Annotated in this window: 15 protein-coding genes; 6 read left to right on the top strand and 9 right to left on the bottom strand. The window is 70.4% G+C overall.

The genetic code is table 11. The annotated features are described in order from the left end of the window. Positions 1–404 precede the first annotated feature (404 nt). Positions 405–977, top strand: coding sequence for a GNAT family N-acetyltransferase (locus tag AC068Z_RS15600; RefSeq protein WP_478555341.1), 573 nt, complete (start codon positions 405–407; stop codon positions 975–977). Here the strand turns inward: AC068Z_RS15600 and AC068Z_RS15595 are convergent. The 7 genes from AC068Z_RS15595 to AC068Z_RS15565 form a co-directional block, all read right to left on the bottom strand. Continuing rightward, on the bottom strand, positions 966–2426 hold the full coding sequence (locus AC068Z_RS15595) for a type IV secretory system conjugative DNA transfer family protein (protein ID WP_478555339.1): 1461 nt from the start codon (positions 2424–2426) through the stop codon (positions 966–968). The genes AC068Z_RS15600 and AC068Z_RS15595 overlap by 12 nt on opposite strands. 12 nt (positions 2427–2438) lie before the next feature. Beyond that, on the bottom strand, positions 2439–3851 hold the full coding sequence (locus tag AC068Z_RS15590) for an ATP-binding protein (protein ID WP_478555337.1): 1413 nt from the start codon (positions 3849–3851) through the stop codon (positions 2439–2441). A gap of 9 nt (positions 3852–3860) precedes the next feature. Next, positions 3861–5420, bottom strand: a complete 1560-nt coding sequence (locus AC068Z_RS15585) for an SCO6880 family protein (protein WP_478555335.1) — start codon at positions 5418–5420, stop codon at positions 3861–3863. Continuing rightward, positions 5417–6739 (bottom strand): hypothetical protein, encoded by a 1323-nt coding sequence (locus AC068Z_RS15580; RefSeq protein ID WP_478555333.1) that lies wholly within the window; start codon positions 6737–6739, stop codon positions 5417–5419. The genes AC068Z_RS15585 and AC068Z_RS15580 overlap by 4 nt, the downstream gene beginning before the upstream one ends. Continuing rightward, positions 6729–7538, bottom strand: a complete 810-nt coding sequence (locus AC068Z_RS15575) for a hypothetical protein (RefSeq protein ID WP_478555331.1) — start codon at positions 7536–7538, stop codon at positions 6729–6731. Before AC068Z_RS15575 ends, AC068Z_RS15580 begins: the two co-directional genes overlap by 11 nt. A 178-nt stretch (positions 7539–7716) precedes the next feature. After that, positions 7717–8025 carry a hypothetical protein gene (locus tag AC068Z_RS15570; protein WP_019526682.1) on the bottom strand — a complete coding sequence of 103 codons (309 nt, stop codon included), beginning with the start codon at positions 8023–8025 and terminating at the stop codon, positions 7717–7719. Between the two features lie 298 nt (positions 8026–8323). Continuing rightward, positions 8324–8923: a TetR/AcrR family transcriptional regulator gene (locus AC068Z_RS15565; RefSeq protein ID WP_478555328.1), complete on the bottom strand. Its 600-nt coding sequence runs from the start codon at positions 8921–8923 to the stop codon at positions 8324–8326. A gap of 98 nt (positions 8924–9021) precedes the next feature. On the opposite strand from AC068Z_RS15565, the gene AC068Z_RS15560 reads away from it, so the two are divergent. Both AC068Z_RS15560 and AC068Z_RS15555 read left to right on the top strand, forming a co-directional pair. Next, a complete protein-coding gene (locus tag AC068Z_RS15560) occupies positions 9022–9927 on the top strand; it encodes an oxidoreductase (RefSeq protein WP_478555326.1) in 906 nt (301 codons plus the stop codon). A gap of 22 nt (positions 9928–9949) precedes the next feature. Continuing rightward, entirely contained in the window at positions 9950–10708 is a 759-nt protein-coding gene (locus AC068Z_RS15555; RefSeq protein ID WP_478555324.1) for a PIG-L deacetylase family protein, read from the top strand. Here the strand turns inward: AC068Z_RS15555 and AC068Z_RS15550 are convergent. After that, the gene (locus tag AC068Z_RS15550) at positions 10705–11043 is read right to left on the bottom strand and encodes a DUF1330 domain-containing protein (protein WP_478555322.1); all 339 of its coding nucleotides are present in this window, start codon (positions 11041–11043) and stop codon (positions 10705–10707) included. The two genes, AC068Z_RS15555 and AC068Z_RS15550, sit on opposite strands and share 4 nt — an antisense overlap. A 188-nt stretch (positions 11044–11231) precedes the next feature. On the opposite strand from AC068Z_RS15550, the gene AC068Z_RS15545 reads away from it, so the two are divergent. The 3 genes from AC068Z_RS15545 (at position 11232) to AC068Z_RS15535 (ending at position 14019) form a co-directional block, all read left to right on the top strand. After that, complete coding sequence (locus AC068Z_RS15545; protein WP_478555320.1) at positions 11232–11993, top strand: SDR family oxidoreductase; 762 nt, start codon at positions 11232–11234, stop codon at positions 11991–11993. A gap of 88 nt (positions 11994–12081) precedes the next feature. Then, complete coding sequence (locus AC068Z_RS15540; protein ID WP_478555318.1) at positions 12082–13104, top strand: C40 family peptidase; 1023 nt, start codon at positions 12082–12084, stop codon at positions 13102–13104. Positions 13105–13308: 204 nt separating this feature from the next. After that, positions 13309–14019 carry a phosphatase PAP2 family protein gene (locus AC068Z_RS15535; RefSeq protein ID WP_478555316.1) on the top strand — a complete coding sequence of 237 codons (711 nt, stop codon included), beginning with the start codon at positions 13309–13311 and terminating at the stop codon, positions 14017–14019. Positions 14020–14070: 51 nt separating this feature from the next. On the opposite strand, the gene AC068Z_RS15530 is transcribed toward AC068Z_RS15535, so the two are convergent. Then, the gene (locus tag AC068Z_RS15530) at positions 14071–15624 is read right to left on the bottom strand and encodes an FAD-binding oxidoreductase (RefSeq protein ID WP_478555314.1); all 1554 of its coding nucleotides are present in this window, start codon (positions 15622–15624) and stop codon (positions 14071–14073) included. Positions 15625–15918 lie beyond the last annotated feature (294 nt).

The following is a 15918-nucleotide window of genomic DNA, read 5'->3' as shown; positions in this document are numbered from 1 at the left end:
GGTACTGCAGGGGGGACCCTGTGGGAGAGTAGGACGCCGCCGAACAAATTTTAGGGAAAACCCCCGTGCCATCGGCACGGGGGTTTTCTGCGTTTCAGGCCAGGCTGGGGGCCACCACCGCGTCCCCCGTCGACACCGCGCGTACGCGGCCTCGATGCCGTCGAGGCCGGGCATGCGGACGTCCATCAGGACGACATCGCGCTTGCAGCGGGCGGTCAGCCGGACCGCTGAGGACCGTCGTCTCGAGGTGGATTCCTCTGGTAGTTCGAGATGGACGCGCCAACCCCCTTGAGGGCAGGGGGCGGCCTCTGCCGTCGTTCCGATCCTCCGGGTGAGCGCCGGGCGTCGGGCGGAGGCCGGATATCGGATGAGGGTCGTAGTACCTGGGTATTACGGTGGCGGCCATGAGCGTGAGCAATGGGGAGCGGTATGTCGTCCGGTCGGTGCGGTCCGATGAGTGGCCGGCCGTGCGGGAGCTGCGGCTGGCCGCGCTGCGGGATCCCGTGGCGCCGATCGCCTTTCTGGAGACGTACGAGGACGCGGCGGCCAGGCCGGACTCGTTCTGGAAGGAGCGGGCGGAGGGAGCCGCTGAGGGGGCGCTCGGGGCTCAGCAGGTCGTTGCCGAGGGGCCGGACGGGAGCTGGGTGGGGACGCTGACCGTCCTCGTGGAGGAGGCCGGCACGACCGACTGGGCCGGGTTTCCGGTTGAGCGGCGGCAGGGGCATGTCGTGGGCGTGTTCATGCGGCCCGAGCATCGCGGGTGCGGGCTGACGGAGCTGATGTTCGACGAGGCGCTGCAGTGGTCCTGGCGGCAGGGGCTGGAGCGGGTGCGGCTGATCGTGCACGAGGACAACGGGCGGGCGCAGGCCTTCTACCGGCGGATGGGCTTCGAGCCGAGCGGGGTGACGGTGCCGCTGGAGAGCCAACCAGGGGCGCTGGAGCACGAGTTCGTCAAGAACAAGGACTCAGACCGGTAGCTCGGCATGCGGCCAGCGGGAGCGGGCCTGTTCCCGGGAGCGCAGCAGGGCCAGCGTCGGCAGGCCCCGGTCCGCTCCGGCGGCGAGCAGGTCCGGGAGCTGGGGAAGCGGGGCCACGGCCGCCACGTCGTCCAGGACCAGGGTGAGTGGTGGGTCGAGGCGACCGGAGGATGACCGTTCGGCCATGCGCCGGCCGCGCTCGACCACGCTTGAGGCCAGGGCGGTGAGCAAGGGCATCGCGCCTGGGTTCGTGCGCGGATCCTCGAGGGACTCGCCCACCAGATAAAGCGTGCCCCCTTCGTTGACGAAGGAATCCAAGGCGAGCGCATCAGTTCGGTTCGGAGTGCAGGCTTCGCGGACGTTGACCGTGAACAGGGCAGACAGTGCCCGGGTCGTCAACTGCTGGGCCATGTCCCGTCTTTCGGGGTGGCCCGTGAGCGCGGCCTCGAGTTCGCCCGCGGCACCGGGGGCCGCCTTGGGGCTCGTACGGAGGATGCGGACCGCGTCCTGGAGTTGGGTGCCCTGGGACCAGCGGTGGACGTGGCGGATCGTACGGCCGTCTATCGCGGCCGCGTGCAGGGCGCTGCGCAGGAGCGTTTCGGCTACGTCGGCGACTGCCTGGTCGATCTTCGCGGTGGGGCGGACGGGGGCCAGCAGGGCCGCCGCTCTCGCCGCCGCCGTCTGCTTGTCCTCGCAGCCCGTGGTCGGGGACCAGTGGAGGCGGGACGGGGTGTCGCAGCGGTGCGTGGGGTCGTAGAGGTGGACCGGGCCCAGCTTGGCCCGCGCGTCCTTGGTGTCCTGCCAGACGGCCGGGTTGGAGGTGACGACGAGGGCCGGGCCGTCGGCGTCGCGCACGGCTTGGGTCGCGGTGGCGTGCCGGGTGTCCTGGGCGCCGTAGACCACGACGGGGCGGGTGGGTTCCCAGCCGGCGAGGGGTTCGGCGGAGGGGGCGGGAGCCGCGGGGGCCGGTACGGGCACCGGTTCCGGTGCCCTCGGTGTCGGCACCTCGTGAGTGACCGGTTCCGGCGCCGGGGCCACGACCGGTTCGGCCGGGGCCACGATCGGCTCCGCAGGGGTTACGTCCCGGCGCCGTGCCCGGACCGCCCGCCACCGTGCCACCGTCCCCATCACGAACACGGTGAGCACGATCAGCACCATCAGCTGCCCGACGAACAGCCCCCAGAACAGCCCGTACCCCGACAGCTCTCCCGCGGGCGTCTCCGGCCAGGCACCCGCGATGTCGTGCGGGGCGCCGAACAGATGCCGCATCGCCAGGGGCGTACGCGTGAAGGTGACGCCCGCCGGCCAGGAGCCGTGGGCGAACACGCCCGCGAGTCCCGTGGCCGTCCAGACCATCAGGGTCAGGCCGAGCAGGAAGGCGAGTATGCCGACCAGCAGCCCGTCGGGGATGCCGCCGGAGGTCTCCTGCCGCCGGTCGTCCGCACGCACCGATCCGCCCCCTTACGCCACCGTCGACTCGGAGTCGCCGAGGTGCTGTTCCACGAAGGCCGCCGCCCGCTCCTCGGCCTCCAGCTCGGCGGCGCGCAGGGCGTCGTCGTTCAGGTGGTCGGCGGAGGATTCGGTCATCGCGCGGTCGGTGAAGACCAGCGGCCGTTCGGTCTCGGTGACCAGGTGTTTGACCACCTGGACATTGCCGTTGACGTCCCAGACGGCGATGCCGGGCGTGAGCGTCGGAATGATCTCCACCGCCCAGCGCGGCAGCCCGAGCACCCGGCCCGTCGCCCTCGCCTCGTCCGCCTTCTGGGCGTAGATCGTCCTGGTCGAGGCCATCTTCAGGATCGCCGCCGCCTCCTTGGCCGCCGCCCCGTCCACGACGTCGGACAGGTGGTGGACCACGGCGACGAAGGACAGACCCAGGCGACGGCCGAACTTCAGCAGGCGCTGGAAGAGCTGGGCCACGAAGGGGCTGTTGATGATGTGCCAGGCCTCCTCGACCAGGAAGATGCGCTTCTTCCGGTCGGGGCGGATCCAGGTGTGCTCCAGCCACACGCCGACGATCGCCATCAGGATCGGCATGGCGATGGAGTTGCGGTCGATGTGGGACAGGTCGAAGACGATCAGCGGCGCGTCGAGGTCGATGCCGACCGTCGTCGGGCCGTCGAACATGCCCCGCAGGTCGCCGTCGACCAACCGGTCCAGCACCAGGGCGACATCGAGTCCCCAGGCACGGACATCGTCTATGTCGACGTTCATCGCCTCCGCGGACTCCGGCTCCGGATGCCGTAGCTGCTCGACGATGTCGGTGAGGACGGGCTGCCGTTCGACGATGGTCTCGTTGACGTAGGCGTGCGCGACCTTCAGCGCGAAGCCGGAGCGCTCGTCGAGGCCATGGCCCATGGCGACCTCGATGATGGTGCGGAGCAGCGCGAGCTGACCCGTCGTCGTGATCGAGGGGTCGAGCGGGTTGAGCCGGATCCCGTGGTCCAGGGCCGCCATCGGGTCGAGCCGGATAGGAGTTATCCCCAGCTCCTGCGCGATGAGGTTCCACTCACCGACGCCGTCCTCGCCCTGCGCGTCCAGCACGACGACCTGCCGGTCGCGGAAGCGCAGCTGCCTGAGGACGTACGTCTTCTCCAGCGCCGACTTGCCGTTGCCGGACTCGCCGAGGACCAGCCAGTGCGGAGCGGGGAGCTGCTGGCCGTACAGCTGGAAGGGGTCGTAGATGTAGCCCTTGCCGGAGTACACCTCGCGGCCGATGATCACGCCCGAGTCGCCGAGGCCCGGCGCGGCCGTGGGCAGATAGACCGCCTGGGCCTGGCCGGTGGAGGTGCGGACGGGCAGGCGGGTCGTCTCCACCTTGCCGAAGAGGAACGAGGTGAAGGCGTCGGTGAGGATGGACATCGGATCCCGCATGCGGAGGCCCTACCTTCGAATGCCGGTGGCGAACGGGAGCGTGTTCACGAAGGCGCGATGGTGCTCGCGGTCGCACCACTCCAGCTTCAGGTACGACTTCCCGGCCGACGCCCGGATGGTCCGCTTGTCGCGGGCCAGGGACTCCGGAGAGCGGGAGGAGACGGTGATCCAGCCGACGAGGTTGACGCCCGCGGCGCCGCTGGCGAGATCCTCTCCTCGCTGGTCGAGGCGGTTGTGGGCGGCGATGTCCCGGGGGTCGACGGTCCGGTTCATCTTGGCGGCGCGGGAGGCCTCGGCCTCGTCGTTCGTCTTCTCCGTCAGCATGCGTTCGATGGCGATCTCGGTGGGTTCGAGGTCCATCGTGACGGCGACCGTGCGGATGACGTCCGGGGTGTGCACGAGAAGGGGCGCCAGGAAGTTGACGCCCACCGGGGTCATCGGCCACTCCTTCACCCAGGCCGTGGCGTGGCACCACGGGGCGCGGGTGGAGGACTCGCGGGTCTTGGCCTGGAGGTAGGTGGGCTCCATGGCGTCCAGCTCGGCCGGCCAGGCGTTGCGCTTGGTCATCGCCTGGATGTGGTCGATCGGGTGGTCCGGGTCGTACATGGAGTGGATGAGGCTTGCCAGCCGCCCCTGACCGAGCGGCTGCCGTACCCGGATGTCGGCTTCCTGGAGCCGCGAGCAGATGTCGGTCAGCTCACGGGCCATGACGACGGCGAGCCCGGCGTCCTTGTCGACCTTCCGGCCGTGCTGCGGACGGGCGGCCCGCGCCATGGCGTGCGCCTCGGCGGCCAGTTCGCGCGTGTAGTGCATACAGGCGACCAGATAGGCGCGGTGCTGCTCGCTGCTGGTCGACACCATCGACTGCAACTGGTCGTACGACTGCTGCAGCCACGGCAGCGCCTTCTCGTCCCCGCGTACGGCGACGTCCTTGGCGTGGGCGTCGGGGTCGGCGGGGAGGGTGCGGGCGAGCATCTGGAGCCGGGTGACGAAGCCGTCGCCGTTGGCCACGTGCTTGAGGAGCGTGCCGAAGCGGTCGACGAGGGCTTCCTGGTCCTCGGAGTCCCGCAGGCCGACGCCCGGGCCCTCGATCTCGATGGCGGCGGTGACGGTCCTGCGGTCCGCGTGCAGCAGTACGGCGATCTCGTCGGGCCCGAAGGGGGCGGCGAGCCAGGTGATCCGGCCGATACCGGGCGGCGGCCCGACCTCGACCTCGCGGCCGTCGATCCGGACGCCCGCCTCCATCACCGCCGAGCGGTAGACGGTCCCGGACCGCAGGGTGCGCTTGAAGCTGCGGTTGATCTCGAACCACTTGTAGAACGTCCGGCGCTTGTACGGCACGTAGACCGCGGCGAGCGCCAGCATGGGGAAGCCCATGAGCAGCACGATGCGCAGGGAGAGGACGGGGACGAGGAGCCCGCACATCATGCCGAGGAACGCGCCCGCGATGATCAGGGCGATCTCGCCGGTCTCACGATTCCGGCCGACGATCGCGTTCGGCCGGGCGCGGCCGATCAGATATGTACGGCGGGGCGTGACCGGATGGGACACGTGGGACTCGGTCGTCAACGCCCTTCACCTCCCGTGCGGTTGGTACTGCTGTTGCGGGTGTTGCTGGCGTGGGGCGTGTTCACCGGGCTGCCTGCCCGGGGCACGGGTGCGGCGGAGGGGACAGATCCGCCGCCTCCGTTCGCGGTGCGGGAACTGTGCGCGGCGACTCCGCCGGCCGCCTGGTTGGCGGGGCGGGGGCTGCTCGCGCTCTGGCCGCCGTTGTTGTCGGCGCGGGCGCTGTGGGTCTTGATGCCCTGGGCGACCAGGGTCGCGGGGGAACTGATGACGGCGGCGGCCTTGCTCTCGGCGCCCTGCATGATGCGGTTGTTGCGGGAGCCGGCGATCTCGTCGCCGAAGCCGGGGACGAAGCGGTAGATCATCGCGCTGGCGAAGATGGCGAGCAGGATGATGGCGAGGCCGGAGACGACGGCGGAGAAGGCGTCGGGGCCGTCGTCGGCGGAGAGCGCTCCGGCGAGCCCGAGGACGATGACGATGACCGGCTTCACGAGGATGACGGCGATCATGATGCCTGCCCAGCGGCGGACGTGTCCCCACAGGTTCTTGTCGACCAGGCCGGCGTAGACGACGGTGCCGAGGAGGGCGCCGACGTAGAGCAGGGCGGCGCGGATGACGAGCTCCAGCCAGAGGACTCCGGCGGCGAGGATGCTGACGAGTGAGACGACGATCAGCATGATCGGTCCGCCGCCGATGTCCTCGCCCTTCTCCAACGCGCCGGAGAACGTGCCGAAGAAGGTGTCGGTCTGGTCGCCGGTGGTCTTCGCGAGCACCTCGGAGATGCCGTCGGTGGCGGAGACGACGGTGTAGAGGATCAGCGGGGTAAACGCCGACGCGAGGACGGTGAGCCAGAGGAAGCCGATGGCTTCGCTGAGGGCGGTGGTGAGCGGGACGCCTCGCACGGCTCGCTTGGCCACGGCCAGCAGCCACAGGAGGAGGGTGAGGATGGTGGAGGCGGCGAACACGACGGCGTACTGCTGAAGGAACTTCGGGTTCGTGAAGTCGACGTTCGCGGTGTCCTTCACGGCCTCGCTGAGCTTGTCGACGGTCCACGCGGCGGCGTCGGCACAGCCCTTGGCGAGGGAAGAGAGGGGGTCGAGGGTGGAGGTGGGGTCGAGGGTCGTGGTGCCGCCGGATCCGCTGCCGCTGTTGTCGCTTTCGCAGTAGTCCTTGGCGGGGCCATGGATGAGATCGCAGGGGTCGTTGCTCGGCGTGGGCGAAGGCGTGGGTGCGGCCATGGCCCGCGTGGCAGTGAGGAGCAGCGCGGCTTGGACGGCCGTGCCTACGGTGGCCAGTTTGAGTACGCGGCGGCTAGCGGGCATACGTGAAGCCTCCGTACTCCTCGACGGCCTTCGCCATTTCGTCGGCAGTGGATGCCCTTTCGTCACCGGGAACGGGCGAGGGGCCGTCCTTCTGCGAGTGGGTCACGATCTTCCACTCGTTGTCGGCCCACTCGAGCTTCATGGTGATGGTGAACCAACTGTTGGTAACCGGGTTCGTCGAGTTCTCTCCGGCCAGGCCGAGGAGACCGCTGCACCAGACCTCCACCGTGGCGCTGCTGTCCGAAGCCTCGGTGGCCTTGGTGCCGATCGGGGTCGTACGGGACACGAAGGTGTAGCCCGGGGGTGCCGAGCCGTCTTCGTTCAGGCCCACGTTGGCATTGAAAGCCGGCGTGTAGGCCTGGTCCAGGGTCGCCTCGAACTCCGAGACGCGGGAAGGCACGATGATGTTCTGGAGGATGGCGTCGCGCTTGTCCTTGTCGAACATGTCGGCCGAGCCCAGAGCCACCGCATAATTCGCCGCCGCGCTCTGCACCCCCTGCTCGTCCCGGGCGAAGCCCGAGCCCACCGGGCGTTCGCCCGTTGCAGCCGTAGGAGCCGCCGCCGGCTTGTCCGCTGAGTCCTCGTTGGATGAGGAATCGTCTCCTCCACGGTTCGCGAAGGCGATGGCCGCGATGAGGAGGACGACCACGCCGACCACCGTGACCAGGCTCCGGGACGAGGAGCGGGCGCCCCGCCGTGCGCCTCCGTACATGTCGCCGCCGCCCTCGGGCAGCCGGGTGCGGGTCTGGCCCGTGCCTCCGTAGCCGCCGGAAGGCTCCCGCTCGTCTCCGAGACTCATACCGCGTACGCCCCCTCACCGTCGTACCCGAAGCCGTAGAAGCCGCTGGAGTACGACGGTAGCCGTGCTGGTTCCCGCGCGGGCGCGGTGTGGTGACTCGACATCAGGGAGACGCAACCTCAGCCGGTGGGCACGACGGGCGGGTGGGAGGAGACGGAAGGGGACGGGTGCGCGCCGGCTACACGGCCATGCCGTACACGATCGTGAACAGCGTGCCGAGTGATCCGATGATGAAGACGCCGGTCAGGCCGGCGATGATGAGGCCCTTGCCCTGTTCCGCGCTGAAGGTGTCGCGCAGCGCGGTCGCGCCGATGCGCTGCTTGGCGGCGCCCCAGATGGCGATCCCGAGGCAGAGCAGGATCGCTACCGCCATCACGACCTCGATCATCACCTTGGCCTCGTTGCCCAGGCTGCCGAAGGGGCCCCAGTCCGGAGCGATCCCCCCGATGATGGTGTTGATGTCTCCCTCGTCGGCCGCAAAGAGCATGTAAGTCACCGCCCCTGTTGGGTAGTTCCACTTCCTCTGGCGTCGCGCAGAGGTCAGGCCTCATTGTCGCCGACAATTTCGCTGTCGTATGTCGACTTGGCGTCATTGGTTGGCGGGTTTCGTACGAATGCTTGTCTGGTCACTCTGTGTATCACGGCCGGTCACGCCGGGCAATGAGGCCGGAGCGGAACCTGTCGTGTGGTCTGTCGTTAGTCCCTCTTGTCACTACTCGCCCTGCTCGTACCGTTTCTGACGGCCGGTCGGGTGACGGGTCGGGGAGATGTTCCCCGGGTGAAGGCTACGCGCGCCGGGGCTTGAGGCCGTACAGGAGGTGGTGGACCAGCTCCTCGATGCCGTCCAGGGCCGCCTCGGGTGTGAGCATGCCGCCCGCCGCGAAGGCGGCGAGGCCGTGCAGGCTCGCGCCGGTGACGAGCGTGAGGTGTTCCGGCTCGGCCTCGATGATCTCGCCGCGCCGCTGGGCGTCGGCGATGACCCGGGACAGCGCGCCGATGGTGCCGTCGATCGCGGTCGCCATCTGGTCGTAGGAGTCGGGGTCGTGCTTGCGGGCGTACATCAGCTCCAGCAGCTCGGCGTTGTCGAGGGCGAAGCGGAGATACGCGCGGGCCAGGGCGGTGAGCCGGGGTTCGAGGGGGAGGTCGGGGGTGTCGGCTGCCTTGATGGCCTGCTCCAGGCGGTCGTAACCGGCGAGGGCCAGGGCGTTGAGCAGGGCCTGCTTGTCCTTGAAGTGGCGGCCGGGCGCGGCGTGGCTGACGCCGGCCTCGCGGGCCAGTTCGCGCAGGGAGAGTGCGGCGACACCCTTCGTCCGGAGCGTGCGCTCGGCGCTGGCCAGCAGGGTGGAGCGCAGGTCTCCGTGGTGATAGGGGCGGCTCTCGGGCATGCGCACATGGTAACTGGATGTTGTCGGCGTCATCATTGTTGGCGTCGCCATCATTGTTGTCATTGACAGCATTGTTGTCGGCGCCTACATTCGGTGGCATGACCGAGACGCAGAAGTGGAACCTGACCGACCTGCCCGATCTCCACGGTCGTACGGCCGTCGTCACCGGGGCCAACAGCGGCATCGGCCTCACCGCCGCCCGGGCGCTGGCCGGAGTGGGCGCGCATGTCGTCCTCGCCGTACGGGACACCGAGCGCGGCCGGGCCGCCGCCGCGACCGTCGACGGCAGCACCGAGGTGCGGCGCCTCGATCTGGCCGACCTCGCCTCCGTGCGGGAGTTCGCGGCCGGGTGGGACGGGCCGCTGCACCTGCTGATCAACAACGCGGGCGTGATGATGCTCCCGAAGCGGCGGACCCAGGACGGCTTCGAGATGCAGTTCGGCACCAACCACCTGGGCCACTTCGCCCTGACGAACCTGCTCCTGCCGTACATCACGGACCGCGTCGTCACCGTCGCCTCCTCCGCCCATCGGTGGCGGGGCGGCACGATCCACTTCGACGACCTGAACATGGACGCCGACTACCACCCCCGCCGCGCCTACGCCCAGTCCAAGGTGGCGAACCTGCTCTTCACGCTGGAACTCCAGCGCCGGCTGACGGAGTCAGGCTCCCGGGTGCGCGCGCTCGCGGCCCACCCCGGGTACTCGGCCACCAACCTCCAGAGCCACGCGGCGAGCCCGCTGAACCGGGTGGGGATGCGGTTGTCCAACAAGTTCCTGGCCCAGAGCGACCGCGCGGGCGCCCTGCCGACCCTGTACGCCGCCACCCAGGACCTGCCCGGCGCGAGCTACGTCGGCCCCGACGGCTGGGGCGAGTGGCGGGGCGGGCCGACGTTGGTGAGCCGGTCCCGGGCGGCGAGCGACCCGGCGACGGCCGGGCGGCTGTGGACGGTGTCGGAGGAACTCACGGGGGTGCGATGTCCGTTGGAGGTTCAGGTGGCCTGAGTCCCGCGGAGGTGGTCGTCCGATGCCGAGCCTGCTCGCCGTGTTCGCCCACCCGGACGACGAGTCACTCTTCTCCGGGGGAGTGCTGGCGCGCAATGCCGCCGAGGGCGGTCGTACGGCGGTGGTGACGGCCACCTGGGCCGCGGACACCCGGCGGGGCGCCGAACTCGCCGAGGCGGCGCGGATACTCGGCACCTCCGAGAAGCCCCGGATGCTCGGTTACGCCGACTCCCGGGTGCCGGAGTCCGCCCCCGGCCGGCCCCGGCTGTGCGACGCGCCCCTGGACGAGGGGATCGGCCTGCTCGTCGCGCATATACGGCAGTTCCGCCCGGAGATCGTGGTCACGCACGACGCGTACGGCGGACTGTCGGGCCATGAGGACCATGTGCACACCCACCGCCTGACCGTACTGGCCGTGCAGGCGGCGGGCCTTGAGCGGCTGTACCCGGACGCGGGCGCGCCCTGGCGGCCCCGCGCGCTGTATCTGGCCACCCACCCGCATTCGGCGGTGCGGGTGCTGGAGGAGTTCGCGGCGGCGGGCAAGGGGCTGCACACCGTGCCGGACGAGTGGGTCACGGCGACGGTCGACGTGCGCCCCTGGCTGGAGCGGAAGTGGGCCGCCGTGCTCGCCCATCGCAGCGAGGTGGAGCGCGGGGCCGGGCCGGGGCTGCTGGCCGGACTCCCGGCGGCGGCGCGGGAGCGGATGCTCGGCACGGAGTGGTTCATCCGGCAGGAGCTCATCTCCGGGGCCAGGAGCGGCGAGACGGCGCTGAGCGGCTAGAGGGAGTCCCGGAGTGCCTTCGCCGTGGTGGTGGGGTCGTAGCCGTCGGGGACGCCCGGGACGAGGATGATGTCGCCCTCGATGTGCCGGGAGCGCAGCGGGGCGATCTCCTGGTAGGCCGGGGAGTCCCACCAGGCCCGCGCCTCCTCCATCCCCGGGAACCCGATCATCACGACCGCCCCGGGCCAGCCGCCCTCCACGGTCTCGTGCTCGGTGCCGTGGACGAGGAACCGGCCGCCGTACGGCTCGAAGGTGGCGGTGATGCGCTCGATGTAGTCGGCGATCTCCGCGTGCGGGGTGATCTCGCGCAGGTGGGCTATGGCGTAGGCGGTCATGGCGGCGGCCTTCCGGTCGTCGGGCGGTCGGGCTCCGTGCGTTCTTGCTCCTTGCTCCTTGCGTTCTCGATCGTGTCAGCGGGGCCGATCGGGGTCGATGACCTGACAGGTAATGAGGCGCGCGCTGTTCCGGGACGACGTGGGCTACGGTGCAGAAACGTGCGTTTCGGCGGAGGAGGACGGCTCGGATGGCAGGCGGCGTGGGCTTCGGGCTCGCCGGTCGCACCGCCCTGGTCACCGGCTCGGTGCGCGGGCTCGGCCTGGAGATGGCGCGGGGCCTGGCGCGGGCGGGCGCCCGGGTGATCCTCAACGGCCGCGACGAGGCCGCCCTGGACCGGGTGGTCGCCGGACTGCGCCTGGCCGGGCTGGACGTAGAGGGCGCGGCCTTCGACGTCACCGACCGGGAGGCGGCACGGGTCGCGGTGAGCGGGCTCGGCGTGATCGACGTCCTGGTCAACAACGTCGGTCAGCGGGACCGGCGCGGTCTGGACGAGATGACGCCCGGGGAACTCGGCCACCTCCTCGACGTCCACCTCACCTCGGCGTACGCCCTGAGCCAGACGGTCGCCCAGGGGCTCGCCGAGCGCGGTGTCCCGGGCCGCATCATCAACGTCTCCTCCGTGCTCGGCCGGCTCGGCCGCATCGGGGACGTCGCCTACGTCACCGCCAAGGCCGGCCTCGACGGCCTCACCCGCGCCCTCGCCGCCGACCTCGGGCCGAGCGGCACCACGGTCAACTCGGTGGCCCCCGGCACCTTCGTCACCGAGGCCGATGCCGACCTGACCGACGACCCGGAGTGGGCCCGCTGGCTGCACACCCGTACCGCCCTCGGCCGCTGGGGCCGCCCGGAGGAGATCGCCGGGATCGTGGTGTTCCTGGCGAGCGACGCGGCCTCCTTCATCACCGGGCAGACGATCGCGGTCGACGGCGGGATGACGACCACCTTCTGAGGCCACCTTTCTGAGCAGTCGTCACAACAGCCCTGGTTGCGCCGGATTCCGCGTGGGAAGCTCCTAGACTGGCGCGGGCGGACTCCCGGTGGGCGAGGGGCGGTTGACGGTGCGTAAGGCATGGATCGTGGCGGGTGCCGGTGTCGCGGCGGCGCTCAGCTTCGTGATGCTGCTCGTCGTCGGGGTGTACGTGATCGCCGGGAACCTCGCCAACGGCGTCGGCGGCGGGGCCAAGGCGCTGGCCAAGGGGGCGGTTCCGGCCGCCTACCAGACGCTCGTGCAGAAGTGGGGCAACCTCTGCCCCGCCATCAACCCGGCGCTGCTCGCCGCCCAGCTCTACCAGGAGAGCGGCTTCAACCCCAAGGCCCAGAGCCCGGCCGCGGCGCAGGGGATAGCGCAGTTCATCCCCGGCACCTGGGCCACCCACGGCATCGACGGCGACGGCGACGGCGACCGGGACGTCTGGGACCCGCAGGACGCGATCCCCTCGGCGGCGTCGTACGACTGCGAACTCGCCTCCTACGTCAAGGACGTGCCCGGCGACGCGACGAAGAACATGCTCGCCGCCTACAACGCCGGCGCCTACGCGGTCATCAAGTACGGGGGCGTGCCGCCGTACAGCGAGACCCAGAACTACGTGAAGACCATCACTACGCTGGAGGAGAGCTTCGCGGCGCCCGTCGGTCGGGTCGATCCCTCGAAGCAGGCGGCCGCGGCCATCGCCTACGCGCAGAAGAAGCTCGGCACGCTCTATCTCTGGGGCGGGGACGGTACCGCCGAGGACGGCGGGCGGTTCGATTGCTCCGGGCTGACGAAGGCCGCGTACGAGAGTGTCGGGATCACGTTGCCGCGCGTCGCCAACGATCAGTACAACGCGGGCCCGCATCCGGCCAGGGACGAGCTGCTCCCCGGGGATCTGGTGTTCTTCTCGGACGACCTCACCAACTCCCGGGCCATCCGGCATGTGGGTATTTATGTCGGTGGCGGGTACATGATCGACGCCCCGAGAACAGGTGCTGTGATCCGGTTCGACCCGATCGACACCCCCGACTACTTCGGGGCCACCCGGGTCACCGAGGATGGCGCGAAAGCGCTCCCCACCGACGTGTAGACGCAGCGTGAACCCACCCCCTGAGCTGCGATGATGTGTCTCTCTTCGATAACGTCTGCGTGATCATTCAGTGGAGTGTGGAACGTATCAATGGGGACCGTGCGTTCCTGTTGACGTAGCCGAGCGCGGATCTACAACCACGGGGGTGGCACAGCGGCGCGCGCACAGGCGTGCCGGGAGAGACGACGAAGGGGCCACAGCATCATGGCTGGACTCGCCGCATCCGGGTCGAACCCCGACGTCGAGCTGCTTTACGACATCAATGGCCTGGCCAAGGACGCGCCGCACTGGTTCGACCGCGTCATGGAGTACGTCGGTGAGTACGGCCTGCTGATCGCCATGGTGCTGCTCGTGCTGTGGTGCTGGTGGTCGGTGCGTCGCCGGGGCGGCGAGGACACGGCCTCGTCCGTGGCCGCGCTGGTGTGGGCACCGCTCGCCGCCGCGATCGCGGTGCTGGTGAACGTACCGATACGGGGCTTCGTCGAGCGCCCCCGCCCCTTCCTCGACCACCAGGGCCTGGACGTCCTGGTCACCGGGAAGACCGACTTCTCCTTCGTCAGCGACCACGCGACGATCACCATGGCCATGGGGGTCGGGCTGTTCGTCGCCAACCGGAAGTTCGGCCTCGTCGGCATAGGGCTCGCGCTGCTGGAGGGCTTCTGCCGGGTGTACATGGGCGTGCACTACCCGACCGACGTCATCGGCGGGTTCGCGCTCGGCACGGCGGTGACCCTGCTGCTCTCGCCCGTCGCCTCGGCGCTGCTGACGCCGGTGACGAAGGCGGTCGAGCGCTCGCCGCGGGCCGGGTGGATCGTCCGGTCGCGGAAGATGTCGTCGTACGACGGTCAGGGCGCGGTCGTTCCGGGGGCGCGGCAGGAGAATGCCGGGGCCGCGGAGCGGGATCTGGCGGCCTGACACCCGATCTTGGGGCCCTTTGATCTTGCGGCCCGATTGATTGCCCCTCCCTCAGATGGCCTGGGGGTAGGTGAAGAACCCCCTCGGGTCGTACTGCTTCTTCAGCCGGGTCAGCCTGGGGGCCGCGTCCCCGTAGTACGCCTTGCGCCAGTTGCGCAGGGTCGGGTCCGTGTAGTTCTGGTACGCCGCGCCCGACGCGTACGGCTTCATCGCGTCGTGGGCGCCGGTCAGCCAGGACTGGACCGTCGTGCCGCTCGTGCCGGCCCGCCAGGCGCCGATGTACTGGGCCAGCATGCGGGAGCGGCGGTGCACGAACGCCGTCGCCGTAGGGTCGACGCGGTTGACCGCGCCACCGAGGGCGGTGAGGGCGACGCTGCCGGAGCCGCCGCGGACGTTCTTCAGCTGGGCGAGCAGGACTTGGATGCCCGCCGAGGAGATCGAGCGGTCGAAGAAGTCCGACTTGGCGGTGTAGGTCTCGCGCTGCAGGGCGCCCTGCGGGGAGCGGCCCGGGGTGGCGCCGGGCAGGTGGCACTGGGCGTCCGTGGCGAAGGAGGAGCAGCCGGCGTAGAGCTCCATCGACTCCTCGTAGGAGCGGCGGCGCAGCGAGACGCTGGTCGCGGAGGCGCCGATGCGGTCGGCGAGACGGTCCACGGCGTTCTGGAGTTCGCCGTAGGTGCCGAGGGAGAAGGCGGCGACGGAGACGGTCGGGGTGCCGCCGACGGCGTTCGCGAGGTGGAAGGACGACCAGATCTCGTCGGGCTGCGTGGGGCCCCACTCCTGCCAGGCCTTCAGTACGGTGGCGGCCTTCGACCAGGGCCAGGACATGTAGGCGGTGACGGCCTGCGGCGCGGGGTGGGTCTTGAACCGGAGCTCCGTGACGACGCCGAAGTTGCCGTTGCCCGCGCCGCGCAGGGCCCAGAACAGGTCCTTGTTCGTGGTGGCGTCGGCGGTGACCTGCCTGCCGTCGGCGGTGATCAGGGTGGCGCGGGTGAGGCTGTCGCAGGTCAGGCCGTACGCCCTTGACACGACGCCGTGGCCGCCGCCGAGGGTGAGGCCGGAGACGCCGACGGTGGGGCAGGAGCCGGCGGGGATGGTGACGCCCTTGGCGGCGAGGGCGCGGTAGACGTCGATGAGTTTGGCGCCGGCGCCGATGACCGCCGTGGTGCCCGAGGTGCGGACGCGGTTGAGCTTGGAGACGTCGATGACCAGGCGGCCGTTGCCGGAGGACCAGCCCGCGTAGGAGTGGCCGCCGTTGCGGATCGCCACGTGGAGGTCGTGGGCGTGGGCGTAGGTCAGGGCGGTGCGGATATCGGCGGTGTGGGCGACGTAGGCGACCGCGGCGGGCTTCAGGTTGTCGAAGCGGGTGTTGTAGAGCTGGCGGGCGGTGTTCCAGGTGGTGTCGCCCGGGCGGATGAGCTGGCCGTCGAGGTCCTGGGCGAGGGCGGACCAGGTGGCGGGGGTGGTGGCGCTGGTGGTGCGCATGCGGGGGACGGAGGTGCGGGGTTTGGGGTCGGTGCCGGTGCCGGTGCCCGTTTTGGTGCATGCGGCGGTTGTGGTCGCCGTGAGTGCGGCTGCTCCGCCGGCTATGAACGTGCGCCGTTCCATGTCGCCTCCCGTGGGTTCCGTGGAACGAGACGGGGTGGTGGGGGTGGGGGTTCCGTGTCGGCTGGCGGGAAGGGTTTTCTCGCCCCCACCGCCCCTACCCGTCCCATCGCTGGGGGCTGCGCCCCCAGACCCCCGCTTCGGCCTGAACGGCCTCGTCCTCAAACGCCGGACGGGCTGGATTGCGTGCGGCGTCGATCAGCTTGTCGTGTGGGCCTCTGCGTCTCTTCTTGCCTGGCTGCGGGCTCTTCTCGCCGGGCCCTTCCAGCCGCAGGTGCACTGGGCCGTGCAGAAGGG

This window comes from Streptomyces sp. NPDC043726, assembly GCF_056436565.1.
This window is presented reverse-complemented; position numbering and strand designations above follow the sequence as displayed.

Bases quoted from the DNA above. Each gene is read 5' to 3' on its own strand.
- AC068Z_RS15565 (WP_478555328.1), bottom strand. From the start codon at position 8,923: ATGCCCGAGAGCCGCCCCTATCACCACGGAGACCTGCGCTCCACCCTG.
- AC068Z_RS15560 (WP_478555326.1), top strand. From the start codon at position 9,022: ATGACCGAGACGCAGAAGTGGAACCTGACCGACCTGCCCGATCTCCAC.
- AC068Z_RS15535 (WP_478555316.1), top strand. From the start codon at position 13,309: ATGGCTGGACTCGCCGCATCCGGGTCGAACCCCGACGTCGAGCTGCTT.
- AC068Z_RS15550 (WP_478555322.1), bottom strand. From the start codon at position 11,043: ATGACCGCCTACGCCATAGCCCACCTGCGCGAGATCACCCCGCACGCG.
- AC068Z_RS15530 (WP_478555314.1), bottom strand. From the start codon at position 15,624: ATGGAACGGCGCACGTTCATAGCCGGCGGAGCAGCCGCACTCACGGCG.
- AC068Z_RS15545 (WP_478555320.1), top strand. From the start codon at position 11,232: ATGGCAGGCGGCGTGGGCTTCGGGCTCGCCGGTCGCACCGCCCTGGTC.
- AC068Z_RS15570 (WP_019526682.1), bottom strand. From the start codon at position 8,025: ATGCTCTTTGCGGCCGACGAGGGAGACATCAACACCATCATCGGGGGG.
- AC068Z_RS15555 (WP_478555324.1), top strand. From the start codon at position 9,950: ATGCCGAGCCTGCTCGCCGTGTTCGCCCACCCGGACGACGAGTCACTC.
- AC068Z_RS15575 (WP_478555331.1), bottom strand. From the start codon at position 7,538: ATGAGTCTCGGAGACGAGCGGGAGCCTTCCGGCGGCTACGGAGGCACG.
- AC068Z_RS15580 (WP_478555333.1), bottom strand. From the start codon at position 6,739: ATGCCCGCTAGCCGCCGCGTACTCAAACTGGCCACCGTAGGCACGGCC.
- AC068Z_RS15600 (WP_478555341.1), top strand. From the start codon at position 405: ATGAGCGTGAGCAATGGGGAGCGGTATGTCGTCCGGTCGGTGCGGTCC.
- AC068Z_RS15590 (WP_478555337.1), bottom strand. From the start codon at position 3,851: ATGCGGGATCCGATGTCCATCCTCACCGACGCCTTCACCTCGTTCCTC.